Source organism: Staphylococcus durrellii, assembly GCF_015594545.1.
GTDB lineage: Bacteria > Bacillota > Bacilli > Staphylococcales > Staphylococcaceae > Staphylococcus > Staphylococcus durrellii.
The window spans coordinates 2,015,005-2,038,024 of sequence record NZ_JADIIO010000001.1 but is presented as its reverse complement, the minus strand read 5'-3'; the positions used below and the strand labels follow the sequence as shown (position 1 = coordinate 2,038,024).

22 protein-coding genes are annotated in these 23,020 nt (G+C 32.1%); 19 read left to right on the top strand and 3 right to left on the bottom strand.

Going from position 1 to position 23,020, the window contains the following annotated elements:
* Positions 1-71 precede the first annotated feature (71 nt).
* Complete coding sequence (locus tag ISP02_RS09810; RefSeq protein WP_195721386.1) at positions 72-872, top strand: ABC transporter permease; 801 nt, start codon at positions 72-74, stop codon at positions 870-872.
* Between the two features lie 321 nt (positions 873-1,193).
* On the opposite strand, the gene tagH is transcribed toward ISP02_RS09810, so the two are convergent.
* On the bottom strand, positions 1,194-1,988 hold the full coding sequence (gene tagH / locus ISP02_RS09805) for a teichoic acids export ABC transporter ATP-binding subunit TagH (RefSeq protein ID WP_195721385.1): 795 nt from the start codon (positions 1,986-1,988) through the stop codon (positions 1,194-1,196).
* Positions 1,989-2,380: 392 nt separating this feature from the next.
* Here tagH and ISP02_RS09800 point away from each other — a divergent pair, with 392 nt between their 5' ends.
* The 4 genes from ISP02_RS09800 (at position 2,381) to tagD (ending at position 5,951) form a co-directional block, all read left to right on the top strand.
* A complete protein-coding gene (locus ISP02_RS09800; protein WP_195721384.1) occupies positions 2,381-3,181 on the top strand; it encodes an ABC transporter permease in 801 nt (266 codons plus the stop codon).
* Positions 3,182-3,308: 127 nt separating this feature from the next.
* On the top strand, positions 3,309-4,400 hold the full coding sequence (gene tarB, locus ISP02_RS09795) for a teichoic acid glycerol-phosphate primase TarB (protein ID WP_195721383.1): 1,092 nt from the start codon (positions 3,309-3,311) through the stop codon (positions 4,398-4,400).
* Positions 4,397-5,455 (top strand): glycosyltransferase family 2 protein, encoded by a 1,059-nt coding sequence (locus ISP02_RS09790; protein ID WP_195721382.1) that lies wholly within the window; start codon positions 4,397-4,399, stop codon positions 5,453-5,455. Before tarB ends, ISP02_RS09790 begins: the two co-directional genes overlap by 4 nt.
* Before the next feature lie 97 nt (positions 5,456-5,552).
* On the top strand, positions 5,553-5,951 hold the full coding sequence (gene tagD / locus ISP02_RS09785; protein WP_195721381.1) for a glycerol-3-phosphate cytidylyltransferase: 399 nt from the start codon (positions 5,553-5,555) through the stop codon (positions 5,949-5,951).
* A 470-nt stretch (positions 5,952-6,421) separates the two neighbouring features.
* Here the strand turns inward: tagD and pbp4 are convergent, their stop codons facing one another.
* Positions 6,422-7,717 (bottom strand): penicillin-binding protein PBP4, encoded by a 1,296-nt coding sequence (gene pbp4 / locus ISP02_RS09780; RefSeq protein ID WP_195721380.1) that lies wholly within the window; start codon positions 7,715-7,717, stop codon positions 6,422-6,424.
* A gap of 232 nt (positions 7,718-7,949) precedes the next feature.
* Here pbp4 and ISP02_RS09775 point away from each other — a divergent pair, with 232 nt between their 5' ends.
* The 11 genes from ISP02_RS09775 to ISP02_RS09725 all read left to right on the top strand — a co-directional run bounded on the left by ISP02_RS09775 (position 7,950) and on the right by ISP02_RS09725 (position 19,535).
* Positions 7,950-9,668, top strand: coding sequence for an ABC transporter ATP-binding protein (locus ISP02_RS09775; RefSeq protein ID WP_195721860.1), 1,719 nt, complete (start codon positions 7,950-7,952; stop codon positions 9,666-9,668).
* 288 nt (positions 9,669-9,956) lie between these two features.
* Positions 9,957-11,186: a NupC/NupG family nucleoside CNT transporter gene (locus tag ISP02_RS09770; protein ID WP_195721379.1), complete on the top strand. Its 1,230-nt coding sequence runs from the start codon at positions 9,957-9,959 to the stop codon at positions 11,184-11,186.
* A gap of 407 nt (positions 11,187-11,593) precedes the next feature.
* The gene (locus ISP02_RS09765; RefSeq protein WP_195721378.1) at positions 11,594-12,430 is read left to right on the top strand and encodes a YitT family protein; all 837 of its coding nucleotides are present in this window, start codon (positions 11,594-11,596) and stop codon (positions 12,428-12,430) included.
* Positions 12,431-12,687: 257 nt separating this feature from the next.
* Entirely contained in the window at positions 12,688-13,491 is an 804-nt protein-coding gene (locus ISP02_RS09760) for an ABC transporter ATP-binding protein (protein WP_195721377.1), read from the top strand.
* A 10-nt stretch (positions 13,492-13,501) separates the two neighbouring features.
* Complete coding sequence (locus ISP02_RS09755) at positions 13,502-14,503, top strand: FecCD family ABC transporter permease (protein WP_195721376.1); 1,002 nt, start codon at positions 13,502-13,504, stop codon at positions 14,501-14,503.
* The gene (locus ISP02_RS09750) at positions 14,500-15,516 is read left to right on the top strand and encodes a FecCD family ABC transporter permease (protein ID WP_195721375.1); all 1,017 of its coding nucleotides are present in this window, start codon (positions 14,500-14,502) and stop codon (positions 15,514-15,516) included. The genes ISP02_RS09755 and ISP02_RS09750 overlap by 4 nt, the downstream gene beginning before the upstream one ends.
* A gap of 119 nt (positions 15,517-15,635) precedes the next feature.
* Entirely contained in the window at positions 15,636-16,601 is a 966-nt protein-coding gene (gene dhaK / locus ISP02_RS09745) for a dihydroxyacetone kinase subunit DhaK (RefSeq protein WP_195721374.1), read from the top strand.
* Between the two features lie 21 nt (positions 16,602-16,622).
* Complete coding sequence (gene dhaL, locus ISP02_RS09740) at positions 16,623-17,198, top strand: dihydroxyacetone kinase subunit DhaL (protein WP_195721859.1); 576 nt, start codon at positions 16,623-16,625, stop codon at positions 17,196-17,198.
* A 1-nt stretch (position 17,199) separates the two neighbouring features.
* Positions 17,200-17,565 carry a dihydroxyacetone kinase phosphoryl donor subunit DhaM gene (gene dhaM / locus ISP02_RS09735; RefSeq protein WP_195721373.1) on the top strand — a complete coding sequence of 122 codons (366 nt, stop codon included), beginning with the start codon at positions 17,200-17,202 and terminating at the stop codon, positions 17,563-17,565.
* A 154-nt stretch (positions 17,566-17,719) separates the two neighbouring features.
* Positions 17,720-18,220 (top strand): hypothetical protein, encoded by a 501-nt coding sequence (locus ISP02_RS09730; RefSeq protein WP_195721372.1) that lies wholly within the window; start codon positions 17,720-17,722, stop codon positions 18,218-18,220.
* A gap of 283 nt (positions 18,221-18,503) precedes the next feature.
* Positions 18,504-19,535, top strand: a complete 1,032-nt coding sequence (locus tag ISP02_RS09725; RefSeq protein ID WP_195721371.1) for an alpha/beta hydrolase — start codon at positions 18,504-18,506, stop codon at positions 19,533-19,535.
* A 52-nt stretch (positions 19,536-19,587) separates the two neighbouring features.
* Here the strand turns inward: ISP02_RS09725 and ISP02_RS09720 are convergent, their stop codons facing one another.
* Positions 19,588-20,094, bottom strand: a complete 507-nt coding sequence (locus tag ISP02_RS09720; RefSeq protein WP_195721370.1) for a GNAT family N-acetyltransferase — start codon at positions 20,092-20,094, stop codon at positions 19,588-19,590.
* A gap of 113 nt (positions 20,095-20,207) precedes the next feature.
* Here ISP02_RS09720 and ISP02_RS09715 point away from each other — a divergent pair, with 113 nt between their 5' ends.
* The 3 genes from ISP02_RS09715 to ISP02_RS09705 are packed head-to-tail and all read left to right on the top strand — an operon-like array spanning position 20,208 to position 22,845.
* On the top strand, positions 20,208-21,125 hold the full coding sequence (locus ISP02_RS09715) for a Rossmann-fold NAD(P)-binding domain-containing protein (protein ID WP_195721369.1): 918 nt from the start codon (positions 20,208-20,210) through the stop codon (positions 21,123-21,125).
* An 18-nt stretch (positions 21,126-21,143) separates the two neighbouring features.
* Positions 21,144-21,818: a response regulator transcription factor gene (locus tag ISP02_RS09710; protein WP_195721368.1), complete on the top strand. Its 675-nt coding sequence runs from the start codon at positions 21,144-21,146 to the stop codon at positions 21,816-21,818.
* On the top strand, positions 21,811-22,845 hold the full coding sequence (locus ISP02_RS09705) for a sensor histidine kinase (RefSeq protein ID WP_195721367.1): 1,035 nt from the start codon (positions 21,811-21,813) through the stop codon (positions 22,843-22,845). Before ISP02_RS09710 ends, ISP02_RS09705 begins: the two co-directional genes overlap by 8 nt.
* Positions 22,846-23,020 lie beyond the last annotated feature (175 nt).

The following is a 23,020-nucleotide window of genomic DNA, read 5'->3' as shown; positions in this document are numbered from 1 at the left end:
GTAAGATCAGGCGCATCACATTTTGAAAGATAGTAATCTAACCTTAGAAGATAGAAAGTAGGTACCCTAAAGTGAATTCGGTATATATAGTATTAAAAGAACATATTAAAAATATATATTTAATAAAAAGATTAGCCGACTTCCAATTAAGGATATCTAACCATAATAACTATTTAGGTTTAGGTTGGGAACTTATTAATCCAACATTTCAAATACTAATTTATTGGTTTGTTTTTGGTTTAGGTGTACGTCAAAATAGTTCTGTAGAAGGCATTCCTTTTATTTTTTGGTTACTAGTAGGAATTAGCATGTGGTTCTTCGTTAACCAAGGTGTATTAGATGGCACAAAAGCTATAACTTCTAAATATCGACAAGTTTCAAAAATGAAATTTCCACTGTCTATATTACCTAGTTATATAGTCTTTAGTAAATTTTATGCACATATTTTGTTGCTAGTCATCGTGATGTTAATTTGTGTAACAGGCGGTTATCATCCAACTATTTATACATTGCAGTTACTCATTTATATTCCTTATGCATTGATCTTGACTATTTCAATCGCACTTTTAACTTCAACTTTAAGTTTGTTAATTAGAGATTTACAAGTGGCTATGCAAGCATTTATGAGGATTATATTTTTTGTATCTTCTATTTTGTATCCTGCTAAGACAGCTACTGTTTTATTTGTGATGAAATTAAATCCGATTTATTTTTTAGCGGAATCTTATAGGGCTGCTATATTTCATCATGAATGGTATTTTATTACCCATTGGCATATAGCCGTCTATAACCTTGTACTTGTAATTGTTTTATTTATAGTTGGTTCGATATTGCATATGCGTTATAGAGATACATTTGATGATTACTTATAAATAAAAATGTTTGCATATTAATCTCAAACTAATAGCCCTTACACGAATTCATATTTAGCAATCGTTTAAGGGTTACTTTTATAATCTATACTGGGACGTCTTAATCCTGTATTCTTCAGCTTGTTCGGTTTCCTCTATTGTTGCTATGAATAAATACAAATATAAAATTGGCTATGACTTGATGGCATTACACAAAAAATATCAGTGCAATGCGTAATAAAATTTCATAAAAAATAAAAACGTCAATTGCTATCAAAATAACATAGCAATTGACGTTTATTTATTAACTAGAGATATTTATAGCACCGTCATTTTTCCTGATTATTTAACTACGAATCGAGAACTATCCAAATCTGTTCTGAATTTTTTCTGTTCTTGAGCTGAACGTTTCTTAAAGTCATTCAAGAACTTTTCGTATTGGGGTAGGATTGCATCTATTTCGCCGAATTCTTTTAGTTTACCGCCTTCAATCCAAGCGATTTTACTACAAAAATCTTTAACTTGTTTCATATTATGACTCACAAAGAAAATTGTTTTTTTCTGTTCCTTATATTCATAAATTTTGTCTAAACATTTTTGAGCGAAAGTTTGGTCGCCGACAGATAATGCTTCATCAATTACTAAAATATCAGGATTAGTAGTAATATTAATTGAAAATCCTAATTTGGCGCGCATACCACTTGAGTATTTTTTTACGGGTTGGTAAATGAACTCTCCAAGCTCACTGAATTCAACAATTTGCGGCGTATGTTCTTTAATTTCTTTTTTGTTGAAGCCCATGCACAGCATTTTGAATTCGATATTTTCCATACCTGTTAATTGACCATTTAATCCTGCGTTAATTGCGATAACACTTACTTCACCGTTACGTGAAATGTTACCAGCACTTGGAGCAAGTGATCCGCCTATCATGTTACTTAACGTAGATTTACCCGAACCATTGATACCTACTAGTCCAATAACATCACCTTCGTGGGCAGTTAATGATAAATCATTTAGTGCATAAAACGTTTTGTTTTTATGGAATGGGACTAAAACATCTTTAATACGTTCTTTATTGTTGCGATAAATACGGTATTCTTTCGATACGTTTTCAATGTTTACCGATACAGTCATAATTTTACCTTCCTTATTTCCAATTACCTAGAATTATATTATATATTAAATGAGTTGTTAAATTTACAAACCTATTGTAAAGTAGGTGAGAACGATGGTTACAAATATAAGTTTCAATTGTTAAATTTTACTGAATTTATATGGTTAAATCAACTTTAAAGATAATAAATATTGTAAAATACAATTAAATGTATGGTTTAAATATTCGAAAATCATTATAACATTAAGTTATGAATTAAACTCAACTTTGTTTTATTATATAGTAAGTTTACATATATTTCTAAAATAATGTATAATCGATTATTGTGCAAACAATGTAGCTAATAGCTTATAATATAAAATAATTCAGGTGCAAAATAAGAGTAAATCGTTTGAAAGCGTGGTTTATATAGATGAATGCAGTATGGTTAGTATTTAAAGAGCATTTTAAAAATTTCTATTTAATTAAAAGATTAGCAGAATTTCAACTTAGATTATCAAACCATAGTAACTATTTAGGAATGGCCTGGGAACTTTTAAATCCTGGCTTACAAATAGCAGTTTATTGGTTTGTATTTGGTCTAGGGATGAGAAGTAACGCACCACATGATGGCGTCCCTTTTATTTATTGGTTAATCGTGGGTATTAGTATGTGGTTCTTTGTAAACCAAGGTGTATTAGAAGGAACAAAAGCGATCGCCAGTAAGTATAATCATGTGGCGAAAATGAAATTTCCGTTATCTATCATACCAACCTATATCGTATTTAGTAGGTTTTATGGGCATATAGGATTACTAGCGATTGTTATGGTTATATGTTATTTTGCTGGTTACCATCCTTCTATTTATACAGTACAATTGTTGTTATACGTGCCTTATGCTTTTATTTTAACAGCAGCAATTTCATTAGTGACTTCAACATTAGGGGTGCTAATTCGAGATACACAAATGGCAATGCAAGCCTTCATGAGAATTGTGTTCTTCGTATCATCAATTTTAATCGTACCACCTAAAGGAATTGTCACTGATGTAATGCAACTTAATCCAGTTTATTATTTAGCAGAAAGCTATAGAGCGGCTATTTTATATAAAGATTGGTACTTTATCAGTCATTGGGAATTGACAGTATATAATATCGCTATTGTTATCGTGCTATTTGTTGTTGGTTCGATTTTACATGTGAGATATAGAGATCATTTTGCTGACTTTATGTAATTAAAAAATAAATAAAATTTTTGTAATCCTTTAGTCTAAGTCAGATTGGACTAAAGGATTTTTTGTATAAATTTTTAGCTAAGATAGATATAATAAGGGAAGATACAATAAAGTGGTGGTGGAACATATGAGGCAAGTAATAAAGAAGATATATATGTTGATAGTTGGCATATTAAATATTTTATTTTCAAAAAGTAAAGTTAACAAGAATCATATTGTAGTAATGATGACATTTTCTGAAGATGTTATACCAATTATAAATTCTTTGAATGATAAAAATTACCAATTAACAGTAATAGCTAAAGCAGAACTTAAAGATACTGTTAAAGAATTTAAGGGTATTAATTTTATTCCAGCAGGGAATAAGCAAATATTTAAACATATACGTGCACTAAGCAGTGCCAAAGTTATTGTTATAGATACGTATTACTTAATGTTAGGTGGATATAAGAAAAAACGCCAACAAACCATTATACAAACATGGCATGCAGCAGGAGCTTTAAAGAATTTTGGATTAACAGATCATCAAGTAGATTTATCTAGTACTTCACAAGTAAAACAATATCAAAGTGTATACCAAGCTACGGATTACTATTTAGTTGGCGGAGAACCTATGGCGGAGTGTTTTAAACATTCTTTTGAAGCACGTGAGGACCAAATCTTACCAACGGGCTTGCCGAGACTTAGTGTCTATAAAAAAATGGATATAAAAGAGCAACAGCAGAAATTAAAGCAACAACATCATATAGACGGCAAGGTAGCCGTTTATTTACCAACTTATAGAGAGAAACAAAAGGCTAACCGTCATATTAACAAGCAAAATTTCGAACACAAGCTTGCTGATTATACTTTATTAAATAAGTTACATCCTGCAGTTGCAAGTGCTTCACAGACGATGTTAGACATACAATCATTAATGATAATGGCCGATATAATTATTACTGATTACAGTTCTTTAGCTATTGAAGCAAGTCTATTAAATAAACCTACAATCTTTTATGTTTATGATGAAACTGATTATGACAATGATAGAGGTTTAAATCAATTTTTTAAAAATATTCCAGAAACTTATAAAGCATACAGTGAAGATGCATTAATTCGACTGATTCAAAATGGTGAATCGCAATTTAAACCATTGTTTAAAGAATGGCATAAATATAATACACAAAATAGTACTGAAGATGTCATTCATTTTATTGAGAAGGAGACTAAAAAATGAAAATAGCCTTCATTATTCCAGTTTTTAACGCTGAAAATACAATTCGACGAGCCGTAGCTTCTATTGATACTAAACATGATTATGAAATTATTTGTGTTAATGATGGCTCGACAGATACTACACAAGCAGTATTAGCACAATTAGAGAAAGAATTTAAAAATATTAAAATTATTAATCAAGACAACAAAGGGGCAGCTATTAGTCGTAATATAGGATTAACACATGTAACAAGCGACGTCTTTATGTTTTTAGATGCTGATGATCAATTTTTACCTAGTAGAATTGATTATATGGCAGATTATTACATTAAAGATGAAGCGGTCGATATTGTGTTAGGTCAAATTGGTAGAGGAAAAGATGGAGAATGGCAAAGTATCCCTACCCATAAAGGGTTAAATAAATTTGAAAAAGTAAATCTTGCACAGTGTCCTGAAGTTTTACAATCAATTGGCCCAGGCGCAAAAATGTTTAATGCTAAATTCGCTAACTTACGTTTTGATGAAGATGTTGTTTTTTGTGAAGAACATACATTCATAACAAAAGCTTTTAAAAAAGCAAGCGACATTCAATTATTGCCTAATATTGTCTATGCATATAATGAGGTAGAAGGCTCTGTTACTGAGCAACGTGCTGAACGCTTTTTAGCATATATGGCTGATGCCATGAAGGTCAGACAACGTGTAATGGAAGAATTATTATTAGAACATGTTAGACGATATTATAGTTATCGAATGGATGAACTTATTGTTAGTTATTTGATTCAAGCATATATAACGACACATAAAAATGTTACGCAAGCGCTTATTAATAATGTTACTAACTATATTAAAGCGATGCAAAGTACTGATTATGAAGGTAAGTCATTGTTTAGAATAGTCAAGGTTATTGAACAAGGTTGCAGTGGATGGACTAAAGATTTATATGAAGAATGGCGCACGACTTTGCATTATGTTGGTATAGGCCGTCCTAATTATTATAGATTTAAAATGGAAATACTACCTCATAAAGCAAAATTTAGAGGCAAGTTGAAATTAAAGAAAATATTAAAAAGATAAAAATTATATACTTTTATATATTAGTATTAGTAAAAATTGTATGCTATAATTTTTACTAATATGGCTAGACATATAATAATTTTAGGGAGTATTTATAATGAAAAGAGTAATTACTTATGGTACTTATGATTTATTACATTACGGGCATATAGAATTATTAAGAAGAGCTCGAGAAATGGGTGATTATCTAATTGTTGCGTTGTCTTCAGATGAATTCAACCGTATCAAAGATAAGAAATCATATTATAACTTTGAACAACGAAAAGTTATGCTTGAAGCTATTCGCTATGTTGATCTCGTAATTGCTGAAGAAGACTGGGGACAAAAAGAAAAAGATGTAGAACGATTTGAAGTAGATACTTTTGTAATGGGTCATGATTGGGAAGGCGAGTTTGACTTCCTAACAGATAAGTGTGAAGTCGTATATTTAAAACGTACAGAAGGTATTTCAACTACTCAAATTAAAAAAGAATTATATGGTGACGAAGCAAATTAAAATGAATTCTGGGGTGTTCATCTCAGTAAAGAAGTCATTCGATTAAAATTATTGAATGGCTTCTTTTATTTTATGATTAGTATTGTTCTGCTTTATGTTAAAGCATGTCTTGAGACTAAATGCTTAAGCTAGCTTATTTTTTATGGCGGATTTTTATTCTATTGTCGTGTTATATCATTTGATTAAAAGGTAACTTGAATTTATAGTCTTCAACTTTTCTCAATTTCTTAAAAGTTTGTCGAATATAATACCTAAAAATTTATATTTACTTTTAAGTCGATTAAAAATTGCTGTCCATAATTTAATGAATATCACTAAATCATAGTAACTAAAATTATAGAGATATATGTGTATGAAACGTAACAAGCATCATAGATTTTAAGATATAAAAAATGACAATTTCTATTGAATAAGATAGAAATTGTCATTTTGCATTTAATGGAGATAATAATGTCTCGGAAATTTAGATGTTATTTGGATTTATTTGATTTGCGTCTAATAAAGTCGATTAATAAATAAATGAGTATAGCGCAAGCTGCAATGATAAGTATAAGACCTAATAATGTTAATACAGGATGACCGTCCCATGTAGTTTTAACGATTGTCGTAGCCTGATGTACTAATGGTTTCTTAACTTTGACCGAAGGAGGTCCATACTTGTCAGAAATAAATTGACGATTATACTCAATATGAACTTTTTTATCTTTAACTACAAATTTATAATCTTTAGTCGTAGCATTTTTAGGTAATACATCATACAAATCCTTTTCTACAAAGTATTTTTTGCCATTAATTTTATGTTCGCCTTTGCTCAATATTTTTACATATTTATATTGGTCAAATGACTTGTTCATCATAGCATTACCCATCATATTACGTTGTTTTTCGCCACCAAATTTATTGTAATTACCAGCACCCATGATTGTTTGTGTAATTCTAAAGTCGTTTCTTTTCGTAGTTATCGTGTGATTGTAATTGGCTAAATCACTTGAACCAGTTTTTAAACCATCAGTACCTTGTAAGCTCATATCGGCGCCTTCTAACGAATGGTTGTATGTGTAATATGTAACACCGTGTTGTGTTGGAGCGATTTTTTTAGTGAAATCAATAATAGATGGTGTATCTTGAATCGCACGTTGAGATAATATTTCAAAATCTCTAGTAGTAGACATCGTACTATCTTCATTTTTATAACGTTTAGGAACGAAGTCTTTAAGTTGTTTATTTTCGGCCCCAGTTGGATTTACAAAGTGTGTATGCGTCATACCAATTTCTTTAGCTTTTTTATTCATTAAATCTGTGAAGTCTGAAGTATTGCCAGAAACTTTATCGGCTAAAATTAATGCTGCCGCATTACTCGACGCAGACACCGTAATTTGAAGTAACTCTTTAATTGTGTATGTTTCGCCAGGATATAATTTTGTATTACTTAATTCTGGTAATGTAGACATTCTATAATGATCATTAGTTATTTTAACTTTGTCATTTAATGATAAATCACCTTTTTTAATTTTTAATAATGTTAAATACATTGTCATTTCTTTAGCCATTGAAGCTGTATACCATTTTTGGTCTATATTATATTGATATAAGATTTGACCAGTTTGTGCAATATTTGCAGCCCCTTTAGGTTGATAAGCATCAGAAACTTTGTAGCCGTATTGATTAGCTATATTTGTCGGCGTTTCACTTTCGGCATTAGCAAATGGTGATGTTATTGTAGATATAAAGAATAGCATTACCATCATTAGAATTAACTTTCTCATAAATTACAAACCCTCTTAACATATTCTCTTTTTTTGATAATAGAAGTATTTTAGCATATTGCATAGAATTAATAAACGAATATAGGTAAAGACAACGACAAAGTTTAGAACATAAATATTGTTGGCAATATTTAATATTTTTCTAATAAAAAATGTTATCATGAAATTAAATGGAGTTAATTATTTAAGTCCTAGCATAAAATTAATACTAGAAAAAGAGGTACAAATCGTTATGCAAGCTAATCCATTGTTCTATTTATTTAAAAAAATTAACTGGCCAACATTGTTAATAATCGTTGCCGTTATTATTTCTTCTTTAGGTAGTATTACAGGCTTGGTTGTCCCAGCGTTTACAGGAAAATTAGTAGATAATTTTTCTTTTGACAGTATGAATTGGAATTTCATTATGTTGTTTATTGGTGTGTTTATACTTAACGCAATTTTAAGTGGGGTTGGTCTTTACCTATTAAGCAAAATTGGCGAAAAAATAATTTATGCCATTCGTTCACTGTTATGGCAACATATTATTCATTTGAAAATGCCATTTTTTGATCAAAATGAAAGTGGTCAATTAATGAGCCGTTTAACGGATGACACCAAAGTAATTAATGAATTTATTTCTCAAAAATTACCTAACCTGTTACCCTCAGCAATTACGATTATCGGTTCTTTTATTATGTTATTTATTATGGATTGGAAGATGACATTGTTGACGTTTATAACAATTCCAGTATTTGTCATAATTATGATTCCATTAGGTAAAGTAATGCAAAATGTTTCCAAAAAAACACAAACAGAGATTGCCAATTTTAGTGGGTTACTAGGACGTGTGTTGACTGAGATGCGTTTAGTTAAAGTTTCAAATACTGAAGAGGCTGAATTAGATAATGCACATCGAAATCTAAATAGAATTTATGATTTAGGTTTGAAGCAGGCAAAAATTACTGCGATTATCCAACCATTATCTGGGCTAATCATGCTATTGACGATTGCGATTATTTTAGGTTTTGGTGCCTTACGTATTGCTTCAGGTGCTATATCGGCTGGTACATTGATCGCGATGATATTTTACGTCGTTCAGCTATCCTCGCCATTAGTGAATTTATCTACATTAGTTACTGATTACAAAAAGGCGGTCGGTGCGAGTGCCAGAATATATGAAATCATGCAAGAGCCACTAGAAGTTATGCATGTCGAAAATGCTAACATTATTGCAGGTAGTACATTGGAATTTAATCAGGTTGATTTTAAGTATGATGTTAAATCTATTTTAGATGATGTAAATTTTGAAATTCCATCAGGCAAAGTTACAGCTTTTGTTGGTCCTTCAGGTTCGGGGAAAAGTACGATTTTTAATATTATAGAACGTATGTATGATATTGATTCAGGTAGAGTTGCATATGGAGATGACTCAATTTATGATATGCCATTGGCTGAATGGCGCAATAAAATTGGTTATGTAATGCAATCTAATGCGATGATGAATGGTACTATTAAAGACAATATATTATATGGAATTAATCGTGAAGTCTCTACAGCAGAATTAGTTAAATATGCCAAATTAGCCAACTGTGATGATTTTATTATGAATTTAGAGCAAGGGTATGACACGTTGGTAGGAGAACGGGGCGTGAAACTTTCAGGTGGTCAACGACAAAGGATAGATATTGCACGAAGTTTTGTTAAAAATCCGGATATCTTATTGTTAGATGAAGCGACCGCGAACTTGGATAGTGAAAGTGAAAGTAAGATTCAAGAGGCATTAGAAGAATTAATGACTAATAGAACTACCGTTGTTATTGCACACCGCCTTTCTACTATAAGAAAAGCTGATCAAATTGTTTTTATAGATAAGGGGCGCGTGACAGGTGTAGGTAACCATGAAACATTAATTAATACCCATGAAAAATACCAGCAATTTGTAACGACTCAAAATCTAAATAGTAATTAAAAACAAAAGTGAATCGTTATATTAAGGTTATAAATATCATAAAATATTTATTTTAACGCAAGTATTAGCATGCTATAATTAACTTGCTATCAAAGATGACGATTAAGTAAGTGAAACGTTTAATGGTGACTTTGTAAGCGAATACATATAAAGTGGCAAGGTGTTTGATTTTAGAAGGATTTGGTCACATTGTCACATATTTTCTTAAATATTAGCATGATAATAAGTTAGTCAAATTATTGGGAGTTTAGTAACTAAAAGACAGACAAATGAAACGGTGGGGGTTCAATGTTTTTAGTAATTAATATAATTGGATTGCTAGTATTTTTAGCAATTGCAGTAATTTTTTCTAGAAATCGTAAAGATATACAGTGGAAATCAATTATTATTTTAGTTATCGTCAATGTCATTTTGGCATGGTTCTTTATTTATTTCCCGTGGGGGAAGGCGGTCGTCCAAAGTTTAGCTAATGCCATTGCTTGGGTTATACAATCCGCTCATGCGGGAACAGGTTTTGCTTTTGCAAGCTGGGTGGGTCAAAAAAATATGGATATGGCAGTAAGTGCTTTATTCCCTATTTTACTTATAGTACCACTATTTGATGTTCTAATGTATTTTAATATCTTACCACGTGTGATTGGTTGGATAGGTTGGCTATTGGCTAAAATTACTAGACAGCCTAAATTTGAATCATTCTTCGGTATCGAAATGATGTTTTTAGGTAACACAGAAGCCTTAGCGGTTTCTAGTGAACAATTGAAAAGAATGAACGAGGCGCGTGTACTTACAGTAGCCATGATGTCTATGAGTTCAGTATCTGGTGCTATCGTAGGGGCGTATGTAGCGATGGTACCCGGAGATTTAGTGCTTACGGCTATACCGCTAAATATAATAAATGCGATTATAGTGTCAGCCATATTAAATCCGGTACGTATTGAGGAACAAAATGACGTCATTTATAGTATTAAAAATAATGAGCTTGAAAAACAACCATTTTTCTCATTCTTAGGTGATTCCGTTTTAAATGCAGGTAAATTGATTTTAATCATAATTGCATTCGTAATTAGTTTTGTGGCATTGTCAGATTTAATCGACCGTTTAATTAACGCGTTGACAGGCGTTATCAGTACATGGGTAGGATTGAAGGGTAGTTTTGGTCTGGATCAGATATTAGGCGTCTTCATGTATCCATTTGCCTTACTACTTGGCTTGCCTTTTGATGAAGCATGGATTGTAGCACAACAAATGGCTAAGAAAATTGTGACAAATGAGTTCGTAGTTATGGGACAAATTAAAGATGTTATCGGTTCTTACTCGCCACATAGACGTGCAGTGATTACGACTTTCTTAATATCATTTGCCAACTTCTCAACAATTGGTATGATTGTTGGTACGTTAAAAGGCATTGTAGACAAAAAGACTTCAGACTTTGTCTCTCAATACGTACCAATGTTACTGTTAGCAGGTATTTTAGTATCGCTAATGACAGCAGGATTTGTCGGATTATTTGCTTGGTAATTAACATATAAAAACTCGCCGTTAAATTTAAAAACGGCGAGTTTTTGTATGTTAAATTATAAATAAAGAACGGCATAATAAAAGCCAAGTAATCTGATAATGTTACTTGGCTTTTACGGGAAATGAATTAAACGTATGTTAAAAGCAAGGACTAGGTACTTATAACATACTTCGAGCAAAAATTTGTTTTTGTTTGTTACTATAAACAACACAAAGGAGATGGCTTCTTATTGGGTTTCAATAAGAAGATAAATAACATTATAGCAAGATATAAAAGATAAGTAAATAGAAAATTCAGAATTTTTAAAATTATAAATGCTTTATAGTATTAGTTAGCGTTGTTGAGGTATTAAGTTTAATTTGCTACTATTTTATTGATAGGAATATTAATTCGGGAGGATGAAAATGTGAACAAAACTTTAAGAGATATTAGTTTAGTTGTCATAGGATCATTTATATTTGCTGCGGGTGTAAATACTTTTATTATCTCTGCAAACCTTGGTGAGGGTGGCGTAACTGGTTTGGCCATTGTATTGTATTATGGTTTCCATATATCGCCTGGACTTACAAACTTTGTACTTAATGCCATCTTGATAGGTTTAGGTTATAAATTTCTAAGTAAACGTAGTATGTATCTCACTATTATAGCTACGGTATTAATTTCAATATTTTTATCATTAACTCATAGTTGGCGTGTAGAAACTGACAACATATTAGTTAATGCTATATTTGGTGGTACATGTGTTGGTATTGGTATTGGTGTAATCGTTCTTGCTGGAGGTACAACTGCAGGTACTACGATACTTGCTAAAATAGCGACTAAGTATTTAGATGTAAGTACGCCATACGCGTTACTATTCTTTGATTTACTTGTCGTATTAATTTCATTAACTCAAATTGCATTATCTAGTGCCTTAGTAACAGTGATTTCATTATATATAGGAACGAAAGTGATGGAATTTGTAATTGAGGGTCTCAATACGAAAAAAGCAATGACTATTATCTCAAGTCATCCCGATGAAGTTGCCAAAGTTATTGATGAAAAGGTAGGCAGAGGATTAACTATTTTAAATGGTAGAGGTTATTTCTCGAAAGAAGAAAAAGATGTTTTATACGTTGTAATTTCTAAAACACAAGTTACAAGAGCGAAACGTTTAATTCGTAAAATAGATGAAAATGCCTTCCTCGTAATACATGACGTACGTGACGTATATGGAAATGGTTTTTTAATAGATGAACATTAAACGATAATATAAAGGATTATGCCAGTTAACAGGTAATTGGCATAATCCTTTTTTGTTAATATTAAGAGCATTATGCTTAAAATTGTTGTTGTTCTGTAATAGTCAATGTATCTAAAAGATGGTATAATGTTTAACATGATAATGATTATCATTTACTACTAAACGAATAAAAATTACGATTTTAGTTTTTATATATAAAGTTCTGATATAGAAATACCGAATTTATTTATGCTTATTATTTAGGAAGAAGGGTATGTATGACGCGTTTAAATGGAAATCAAGTTACCATTAGTTACGGCGAAAATGTTATTGTCGATAATTTAGATGTTACTATACCAGATGGTCAAATTACTTCTATTATTGGACCTAATGGTTGTGGGAAATCAACGTTACTTAAAGCACTATCAAGATTATTAGCTATCTCGAACGGAGATATTATTTTAGACGGTAAAAGTATTCATTCTCAATCTACAAAAGATATTGCGAAAAAGATTGCTATTTTACCTCAATCTCCCGAAGTTGCAGACGGACTTACTGTAGGTGAGCTTGTTTCATATGGTCGTTTTCCTCATCAAAAAGGCTTTGGACGTTTATCCGCAGAAGATAAAAAAGAAATAGATTGGGCATTAAATGTTACTGGCACATACGATTTTAAAGATCGTTCGATTAATGATTTAAGTGGTGGTCAAAGACAACGTGTATGGATAGCTATGGCATTAGCACAAAGAACAGACATAATCTTTTTAGACGAACCAACTACTTATTTAGATATTTCACATCAATTAGAAATTTTAGAACTTATAACTCAATTAAATCAAGAGCAAGGCTGTACGATTGTGATGGTATTACATGATATTAATCAAGCCGTACGTTTTTCAGATCATCTTATTACTATGAAGGATGGAGACATCGTAGCAGATGGCACAACTGAGAACGTTTTAACTAAAGATATACTAGAAAAAGTATTCAATATCGATGTAGAGATTAGTGAAGATCCACGTACTGGTAAACCAATGCTAGTCACATACGATTTATGTCGTCGTAGCTATTCTCAAGTATAGGGGTATAATCATGACTACACATAACAGAAAAAAATATAGTTTTACGACAACGTTTGTGATTGCCATAATATTGTTAGTGGTTATGTTATTCGTATCCATTTTACTAGGGGAAGCTAAAATTAATATCGGAACGATTTTTCAAGCAGTTTTCAATTATGACTCAAGTAATCAACAACATAATATTATTAGTGAAATACGTATACCTCGAGATGTAGGCGCTGTATTAGTAGGTATGGCACTTGCTACTGCTGGTGCAGTTATTCAAGGTGTGACGAAAAACGGCTTAGCAGATCCGAGTTTAATCGGTTTAAATTCAGGTGCATCTTTCATGTTGGCTTTAACTTACGCCATAGTACCGAAAGCACCGTTTTTACTATTAATGGTTGCCGGTTTTGTTGGAGCTTTACTAGGTGGTTTTATCGTATTAATGATTGGTCGTTCACGAAGTGACGGTTTCAATCCGATGCGTATTATTTTGGCAGGAGCTGCAGTAAGCGCTTTATTAACGGCGCTAAGTCAAGGTATCGCTTTGATGTTTAGATTAAATCAAAGTTTAACTTTTTGGAGCGCCGGTGGTGTTTCAGGGACGACGTGGCCACAATTATTTTGGGCTGCGCCATTTATCTTGGTATCACTTGTTATACTAATTTCTATTAGTAAGCAATTAACTATTTTGAACTTAGGAGAGACTTTGGCAAAAGGTTTAGGACAAAATGTTACCGCAATCCGTGGTACTACTTTAGTGCTTTCAATGATTTTAGCAGGTATAGCAGTTGCTATGGTAGGACAAATCGCATTTGTAGGATTGATGGTGCCACATATTGTTCGCTATATAGTGGGAACGGATTATGCGCGTGTCATCCCTTTAACGGCAGTAATTGGCGGTTTACTCGTCTTAGGTGCCGACACTTTAGCGAGAATGCTTGGTGAAGCGCCTGTAGGTTCAATAATTTCTTTCATTGGTGTACCTTACTTTTTATATTTAGTTAAAAAAGGAGGTCGCTTTTCATGATTAATCCTAAATTAAGACATAAGCAGTGGCTGACAATGATTATATTATTAATATTATTATTGTTAGCATGTGCTTGGAGCATGACCTCTGGCGAATATAAAATGACGATGGCAGAATTCTTTAAAACTCTATTTGGGCAAGGGAACTATACAGACTCATTAATATTACTTGATTTCAGATTACCAAGAATGCTAATTACAATATTGGCTGGTGTTGCCTTAGCAATAAGCGGTGGAGTTATTCAAAGTGTTACACGCAATCCATTAGCTGAGCCAGGGATTTTAGGTATCAATGCTGGCAGTGGTTTCGCTATTGCTTTATTTATTGTTATAGGGCAAGTTAGCGCAGATAATTTTGTCTACGTATTACCAATTATTAGTATGATTGGTGGAGTTGTTACTGCATTATTAATCTTCAGCTTTAGTTACAACAAAGGAGAAGGGATTACACCTGCCAGTATGGTACTTGTCGGTGTAGGACTTGCTACTGCTCTAAGTGGTGGTTCGTTGACACTAATGTCTAAGTTTGATAAAGATCAGTCGGAGTTTATAGCGTCTTGGTTAGCTGGGAATATATGGGGAGATGAATGGTCTTTCGTTATAGCCTTTGTACCATGGTTAATCATTATAATTCCTTATTTATTGATGAAATCTAATGTATTAAATTTACTAAATGTACATGAAAACATTGCACAAGGTGTAGGAGTCACAGTAAGTAGAGAACGTATTGTATTGTTAGTATTAGCAGTAATTTTATCTTCTGCGGCAGTATCGGTCGCAGGTGCTATAGGTTTTATTGGATTGATGGGACCACATATTGCTAAATCTATTGTTGGTCCACGGCATCAATTATTTTTACCTATATCAATTGTTATCGGTGCATTGTTATTAGTAGTTTCAGACACTGTAGGGCAAGTAATACTACAACCAAGCGGTATACCGGCCGGCATAATTGTCGCAATTATTGGTGCACCTTATTTCTTATACTTAATGTACAAATCAAAAACAGTATAATTTGAATCGAATTAAGTCTTTGTTACTTAATTCGATTTTTAATTTACAAATGATAGCGTTTGCAAATGATAGTTGGGTATACTATAAAGTGAGTAATGATATTTAGGGAGGTTACAAAAATGAAAAAGTTAGTGAAAGACAAAACACAATATTTACAAGATATGCTAGCAGGTTTACAAGTATCTTCAAAGAATATCGAAATTATATCGGATACAGTCGTAGTTAAAAAAGAAAAAAAACGACAAGGTCCAACTTTGATATCAGGCGGAGGAAGTGGTCATGAACCGGCTCACGCAGGTTTCGTTGCCAATGGTATGTTAGATGCTGCGGTTTGTGGTGAAATTTTCACTTCACCTACGCCAGATAAAATTTTAAATGCCATTAAAGCAGTTGATAATGGGGATGGTGTATTACTAATAGTAAAAAACTATGCCGGAGATGTAATGAACTTTGAAATGGCACAAGATATGGCGAAAATGGAAGATATAAATGTCGCTATGGTGGTAGTCAAAGATGATATATCCGTTGATGACGTTGCGCAAAGACGCGGTGTAGCTGGTACAGTATTGGTGCACAAATATGCTGGGTACCTAGCTGAACAAGGTGACAATCTTGAGAGCATTGCACAAAAAGTGCAACAGTTTGTAGATGGTATTAAAACAATAGGCATGGCTTTGACAGCGCCGTTAGTTCCAACTACTGGTAAATATGGGTTCGATATCGACGATGATGAAATTGAAATTGGTATTGGTATCCATGGCGAAAGAGGTATATCAAAAGAAAAAATAGCACCAGTTGATGAGATTGTAGATAGATTAATAAGCGAATTAGATAAAGAAATCAAGGAAAAAGAAGTAATTGTTATGGTAAATGGTATGGGAGGCACACCACTTTCTGAATTAGACATTGTTACGAAATATGTATGTGAAAATCTAGCCAACCGTGATTTAAACGTCAAACATTGGTTAGTCGGTGAGTATATGACTTCATTAGATATGCAAGGATTTTCAATCACAGTAGTGCCACATACTGATGAACTTGAAACAGCATTAGAGGCTCATACAGATAGTCGTTATTTTGGATAGATAATTAAAGGAGGAACAATGATGGACGTACAAACTTTAGCGCAAAATTTATTGAATTTAGTCGATACATTTACACAGCAAGAAGATAACTTAACAGAATTAGATAGAGCAATCGGTGATGGTGATCATGGTGTAAACATGTTGCGAGGATTCAAAGCATTACCGGATAAAATTGATACACAATCTGTAGGTTCAATACTAAAATCAACAGGTATGACATTGATGTCTAATATTGGTGGCGCATCAGGACCATTATATGGATTTAGTTTTGTTAAAATGTCTCAAGTAGCTGAAGAAGAAATAACTTCTGAAAATTTAAAACAATTACTGATTGCTTTTTCAGATGCTATTGCTGAAAGAGGTAAAGTGACTTTAAACGAAAAAACTATGTTCGATGTGATTGAACGTACAAGACAGGCCGTTGAAAATGAAGAAGCAGTCACATTGGAAATGTTACAAGGTTTTGCTGACGATACAAGAGATATGGTTGCTACTAAAGGAAGAGCAGCTTATTTTAAAGAAGAATCAAAAGGACACATCGATCCAGGTGCACAAAGCAGTGTGTATATTTTAAATGCTTTAATAGGAGATGAATAATATGACAGCAATTGTAATAGTTAGTCATAGTGAAGATATTGCACAAGGTACCAAAGCATTGTTAGCTCAAATGGCGCAAAGTGTAACTGTAATCGCTCAAGGAGGTACTAACGGAGGTATTGGTACATCTTTTGACGATATCGAACAAACGCTAAATTCATTAGAAGAAGACGCCATTTGTTTTTATGATATTGGTTCAGCAGAAATGAACTTAGATATGGCAATTGAAATGTATGAAGGGGGGTATAGACTAGAAAAAGCAACTGCGCCTATAGTTGAAGGTAGCTTTACTGCGGCAGTTAAATTATCAATTGATGGTTCAATTGATGAAACGTTAGAAGAATTAAAAAATAATTTCACTAAATAAATCATTTCGCTAAATAAAACAATAATTCGTTCGATATATAAAATTATTTACTAAAATTAACATAAATTAAAGTATTACAAATGATTAAATTTTAAAAATGTGCTAAAATATAGACTAAATGCACAAGGAATCTGGACTATAGGAGGACATTGCCATGCAAGATTTAATAAAGAAACATGTCTTAAACGGCGAATTTGAGTCAGTTAAAAGTTTAATGTCCGAAGCAGATTTTATGGAATTTGAAGAAGCTTATATTTCTAGCGCACACGAAGTCGAAAGTATGATGTTTTACACATGTATATTGGATATGCTCAAAAAAGAAGAAACATCTGAAATGCATGACTTAGCATTTTTACTTTTAGTTTATCCTTTGAGTGATACACAAGGCGCTTTAGACTCTGCTTACTATCATGCTGAATCATCCATAAAGCTCACTGACGGTAAAGAAGTTAAAAGTTTGTTACAGATGTTATTATTACATGCTGTGCCAGAACCAGTAATTTCAGATAAAAAAGCCTTTGATATATCTAGACAAATATTAAAGCTAGACCCATCTAATAGTGTCGCACGTAATGTGTTGAAAGAGACAGCTAAACGTATGGATGATGTAGTCGTAGACTTTAATGAACTTAATCGTGGTAAAACTGCTGATTAATTGTTATTTACATGCATTTCGGTATTTATAATTTAATAAATGTGAAAATTTGAAAGTAACTATTGTGTTTTAAAAATACAATAGTTACTTTTTTGATTTAATATGTACATTAGTGGGCGAAATATTCTTTGATTGTAATAAAAAGTTATTTGCGATTTAAATATAACTTTTCTAAGGTGAAAAATACTCGTTAATTTAAAAAATTGATTAATAATAATTCCTTATAAATTGTACATTAGAATTTACAAATATGGTACAATGCTCCCGAAAGGAAAGGTAAGTCATGAATAAAAAAAAGAAATGGATTATTATTACAATCGTAGTAATTGTAGTCGTTGCCACCGTGGTTGGCTTATTGTTAAAGAGGCATTTTGACCAACAACATACACAACAAGTGAAGGAAAGAGTTCAAATCAACAACAAAAATGTTAATGCCTTTACTAACATTACATATAGTAAAGGTTGGACGAATAGTCGTTTAGATATTTTAACACCTACGGACCTTGATAAGGACAATAAATTACCTGTTATTTTTTGGATGCATGGCGGTGGTTATATTGCAGGAGATAAACAGTATAAAAACCCGCTATTAGCTAAAATTGCAGAACAAGGCTATATCGTTGTTAATATCAATTATGCCTTAGCACCTGATTTTAAATATCCAAGTCAATTACATCAAATTGATCAAGCCGTGCAATTTATTAAACAAAATAAGCATGAGTTACCGATTGATTTTGACCAAGTTATTTTCGGTGGAGATTCTGCTGGAGCCCAAATGTCGAGTCAATACACAGCAATACAGACTAATCAATCTTTACGAGATGAGATGAACTTTAAACAACGATTTGATAATAATCAAATTAAAGCGGCGATATTTTTCGGTGGCTTTTATGATATGAAAACGGTAAGACAAACAGAATTTCCAAGGATACAAATGTTCATGCAAAGTTATACAGGTGAAAGAAATTGGGAGCAACAATTTAAAAATATCTCGCAAATGTCGACTATAAATCAGGTGAATAATCATTATCCACCGACCTATCTATCGGTAGGAGATGCGGACCCATTTTATAGTCAAAATATTGCATTTAAGAAAAAGTTAGAAGAAGAGGATGTGCCGGTAGATGACCTTTTCTATGACGGGACTCATCGTTTAAGGCATCAATATCAATTCCATTTAGAATTACCTGAATCAAAGCAAAACATGAAAGATGTTTTAAGATTCTTAAGTCGTAATACAAGTTCTTCTGGTGTGGAAACAAAAGTGAATAACGAAGACAGTAATCCTAATGGTGTAGATTTAAATCCATATTAATCTGAAAGGGCATAAAAACCGTGAGTTTTTATGCCCTTTCAACATGTTATAATTAGGTTAATAATTTAGACATTACATATTCATTATAATATTTATTGTCTATAAATAGTTTGTCTCTAAGCTCTCCTTCGATTTGGTAGCCTGAAGCTTTGAACATATCAACTGCTGCTATGTTTTCAGTGACTACGGTTACTTCGATGCGTCGGATTGTATGGTTTAAACACCAAGCTTCAATTGAGTTAATAAGTGATTGTCCAAGACCTTTTTCTCTATAAAATTTAACGACACCCATTGAAAATTTTGCTTCGTGTTTTGCGCGTTCATAGTCTTTAGTAGTGACTGTAGCAAAACCTACGAGTTCATTATTATATTCTGCTACATAGATAGCATTTGTAGGAGAAGTAATAAAATGTTCTAATTTATTTAAAGCAACAGTGATTGATGGTGCATATTCACCCGGATTATATATCATAAAATCAGACTCATCATAAATAGCTTTTAATAATTTTATGAAAGACTGTACGTCATTTATACCAATTTCACGTATTTGATGGACCATGGTTTTAAACACCTCGTTTCTGAGCAATTTATATTAAGTATAATATAAATTGCAAATATAATCTTTAGTTTTCGTAAAACAATATAAATTATTAACAAAAAGGAGTGGCGTTAATGAAGCCTAAAGTTCTGCTTGCCGGTGTTACAGGATATATAGGTAAAAATTTAATTGCTTCTATCAAGACTGAAGCACAGCTATATACATTGTCTAAATATCCAAAAGAGAAAGAAGTGCAAGAAGTCGTATGGTTGAAGAAAGATATTTATAATTATCAAGAGGTCGTTAGCGCAATGGAAGGAATGGACATTGCTATTTATTATCTAGACCCTACTAAACACTCAGCCAAACTTACAGATGCAACGGCGAGAGATTTAAATATTATTGCTGCGGATAATTTTGGGCGTGCCGCTGCGATTAACAAGGTAGCTAAAATTATTTATATAGGTGGAAGTCGTTTTGATCGTGAAACAGTAGAAAGATTATCGGCATATGATGTTAAAGTAGAAGAAACTGAAAATAAAATATTCCGTCCTAATGTATCTGTTGAATTACAAGTTTCTAAATATGATGATGTACGTACCGCAATGAATATGCAATTGCCAGTTAATTGGTCATTGGAACACATGATAAATGAATATATGTCATGGTTAAATGAAACGAAAGGTACGGTGATCCATAGTTACATCCAAGGAGATAATTTTTTAATATATCTAAAGCGTAAAGAAAAACCATTATTAGTATTACATAAAGTACAAACTACCGACGATATTATAACTATGCATTTAGTAGGTGGTAGCTTGACGAAGCCTAATATCCAAAAGCAAGGTAAGTTAGAATTTAGATTGTTGAAAGGTACTTCGAAAGTAATGGTGCATCTCTATGATTACATTCCGAAAGTGATATGGCCTATTTACTATATGTCACAAGCACCATTCCAAAAATTAATGCTACGTGGCTTTGACGTCAATTGTCGCATTAAAAACTTTCAAGAACATATACGTTTAGGAGAAAATATGAAATACACTAAATAATTATTGGAGGCATGTAGTGTGAAGATATTATTAGTAGAAGATGATAAAACGTTATTCAATGAATTGAGTAAAGAGCTAGAACAATGGGATTTTGAAGTTGAAGGTGTGGAAGATTTTTCAGATGTAGTGGCATCATTTAACAATGTTATGCCTAAAATTATCATAATGGATATCCAATTACCTAAATATGATGGCTTTCATTGGACAAGAAAAATCCGACAATCATCCAATGTTCCTATATTATTCTTATCTTCCAGAGATAGCCCAATGGACCAAGTGATGGGGATGGAACTTGGTGCGGATGACTATGTTCAAAAACCATTCAATACAAATGTGCTTATTGCTAAGTTACAAGCTATTTATCGTAGAGTTTACGAATTTAATACGGAAGAAAAAAGAAATTTAGACTGGCAAGCAGCCACTTTGGACCTAACGAAAGATGTTATTAGTAAAGATAATCAAGATATAATGTTATCTAAAACAGAAATGATTATTTTGGAAATGCTTGTACGAAAACAAAATCAAATAGTAACGAGAGATACAATTATTACAGCATTATGGGACGATGAAGCGTTTGTAAGTGATAATACATTAACCGTCAATGTAAATCGTTTACGCAAGAAATTAAAAGATATAAACATGGATAATGAAATAGAAACTAAAGTTGGTCGAGGATATTTAGCGCATGGGTAATGTGAAGCTATTTTGGATGTATCTTATTACTCGACTTCGTTGGATTTTATGGATCATTTTTATTAATGTCATTATTCTTGTTATAGCAGGCTTAGATTATGATATAGATGTCGGCAGTGTGCTATATATCGTAATCTTAAATTTAGGCTTAACGGCTGTATATATCATTTTTTCATTTATTAAAGAAACACAATTTATACGACATCTTATTAATAATAAAGAAATAGAAGAAATTAAACATAAAAATTTAGCTGACACTCCTTTTCAAAGGGAGGTTGTAACTTTTCTTTATAATAATATTGCTAATCAAAAAGCTATTTTAAATCAACAGCGGCAACAAATTAATTCATATGAGCAATCACTAACAGCTTTTGTACATGATATAAAAACGCCTGTTACATCATTAAAATTATTAATAGATAAAGAGGAAGATAGTAAGCGCAAAAAGTCCTTAATGTATGAATGGTCACGAATTAACGAGATGTTAGATATGCAATTATATTTAACGCGTATGCAATCTCAAAATAAAGATTTATATTTCGAGTATGTTTCTTTAAGAAAGTTAGTAATAGAAGAAATTCAGTTAACTCGCTTCCTCAGTCAAGATAGAGGCATAGGCTTTGATTTATTAGTTGGTAAAGAAGCCCAAATTTATACAGATACAAAACTATGTCGTATGATGATTAGGCAAGCATTATCAAATGCCGTGAAATATAGCGAGAATAGTACAATTGTTGTAGAGTCATTGCTAGTAGACAATCATGTTACTTTGAATATTAAAGACGAAGGTAGAGGGATCAGTGCGAAAGATTTACCACGTATCTTTGATCGAGGTTTTACATCTACTTCATTCCACAATGATTCTGCCTCATCGGGTATTGGGTTGTATTTAGTTAATGAATTGAAAAATGCATTAAGAGTAACAGTGAATATCCAATCAAAAATAGGTGAAGGCACGGCTGTTACTTTCACCTTTCCTAAACAAAATGATGTTATAAAACGGTTATCACATCAAACTGATGAGTAGAAGATGCCTTATAGTAATAGCAAAATCATAAAAGTAGATACTTTTAAGTTGAATTAAAATAAATGTAATAGAGTATCATCGTTTTATTTAAGTTGCATATTAAATTAATAATATGAATGTTAAGAATTTGTAAATTCAATTGTAGTATTGTAAATTTTGTGCTATTTTCAAATAA

Excerpts from the sequence above, each read along its gene's own strand:
- tagH (WP_195721385.1), bottom strand. The coding sequence starts at position 1,988 with ATGACTGTATCGGTAAACATTGAAAACGTATCGAAAGAATACCGTATT.
- ISP02_RS09800 (WP_195721384.1), top strand. The coding sequence starts at position 2,381 with ATGAATGCAGTATGGTTAGTATTTAAAGAGCATTTTAAAAATTTCTAT.
- tarB (WP_195721383.1), top strand. The coding sequence starts at position 3,309 with ATGAGGCAAGTAATAAAGAAGATATATATGTTGATAGTTGGCATATTA.
- ISP02_RS09790 (WP_195721382.1), top strand. The coding sequence starts at position 4,397 with ATGAAAATAGCCTTCATTATTCCAGTTTTTAACGCTGAAAATACAATT.
- tagD (WP_195721381.1), top strand. The coding sequence starts at position 5,553 with ATGAAAAGAGTAATTACTTATGGTACTTATGATTTATTACATTACGGG.
- pbp4 (WP_195721380.1), bottom strand. The coding sequence starts at position 7,717 with ATGAGAAAGTTAATTCTAATGATGGTAATGCTATTCTTTATATCTACA.
- ISP02_RS09775 (WP_195721860.1), top strand. The coding sequence starts at position 7,950 with ATGCAAGCTAATCCATTGTTCTATTTATTTAAAAAAATTAACTGGCCA.
- ISP02_RS09770 (WP_195721379.1), top strand. The coding sequence starts at position 9,957 with ATGTTTTTAGTAATTAATATAATTGGATTGCTAGTATTTTTAGCAATT.
- ISP02_RS09760 (WP_195721377.1), top strand. The coding sequence starts at position 12,688 with ATGACGCGTTTAAATGGAAATCAAGTTACCATTAGTTACGGCGAAAAT.
- ISP02_RS09755 (WP_195721376.1), top strand. The coding sequence starts at position 13,502 with ATGACTACACATAACAGAAAAAAATATAGTTTTACGACAACGTTTGTG.
- ISP02_RS09750 (WP_195721375.1), top strand. The coding sequence starts at position 14,500 with ATGATTAATCCTAAATTAAGACATAAGCAGTGGCTGACAATGATTATA.
- dhaK (WP_195721374.1), top strand. The coding sequence starts at position 15,636 with ATGAAAAAGTTAGTGAAAGACAAAACACAATATTTACAAGATATGCTA.
- dhaL (WP_195721859.1), top strand. The coding sequence starts at position 16,623 with ATGGACGTACAAACTTTAGCGCAAAATTTATTGAATTTAGTCGATACA.
- dhaM (WP_195721373.1), top strand. The coding sequence starts at position 17,200 with ATGACAGCAATTGTAATAGTTAGTCATAGTGAAGATATTGCACAAGGT.
- ISP02_RS09730 (WP_195721372.1), top strand. The coding sequence starts at position 17,720 with ATGCAAGATTTAATAAAGAAACATGTCTTAAACGGCGAATTTGAGTCA.
- ISP02_RS09725 (WP_195721371.1), top strand. The coding sequence starts at position 18,504 with ATGAATAAAAAAAAGAAATGGATTATTATTACAATCGTAGTAATTGTA.
- ISP02_RS09720 (WP_195721370.1), bottom strand. The coding sequence starts at position 20,094 with ATGGTCCATCAAATACGTGAAATTGGTATAAATGACGTACAGTCTTTC.
- ISP02_RS09715 (WP_195721369.1), top strand. The coding sequence starts at position 20,208 with ATGAAGCCTAAAGTTCTGCTTGCCGGTGTTACAGGATATATAGGTAAA.
- ISP02_RS09705 (WP_195721367.1), top strand. The coding sequence starts at position 21,811 with ATGGGTAATGTGAAGCTATTTTGGATGTATCTTATTACTCGACTTCGT.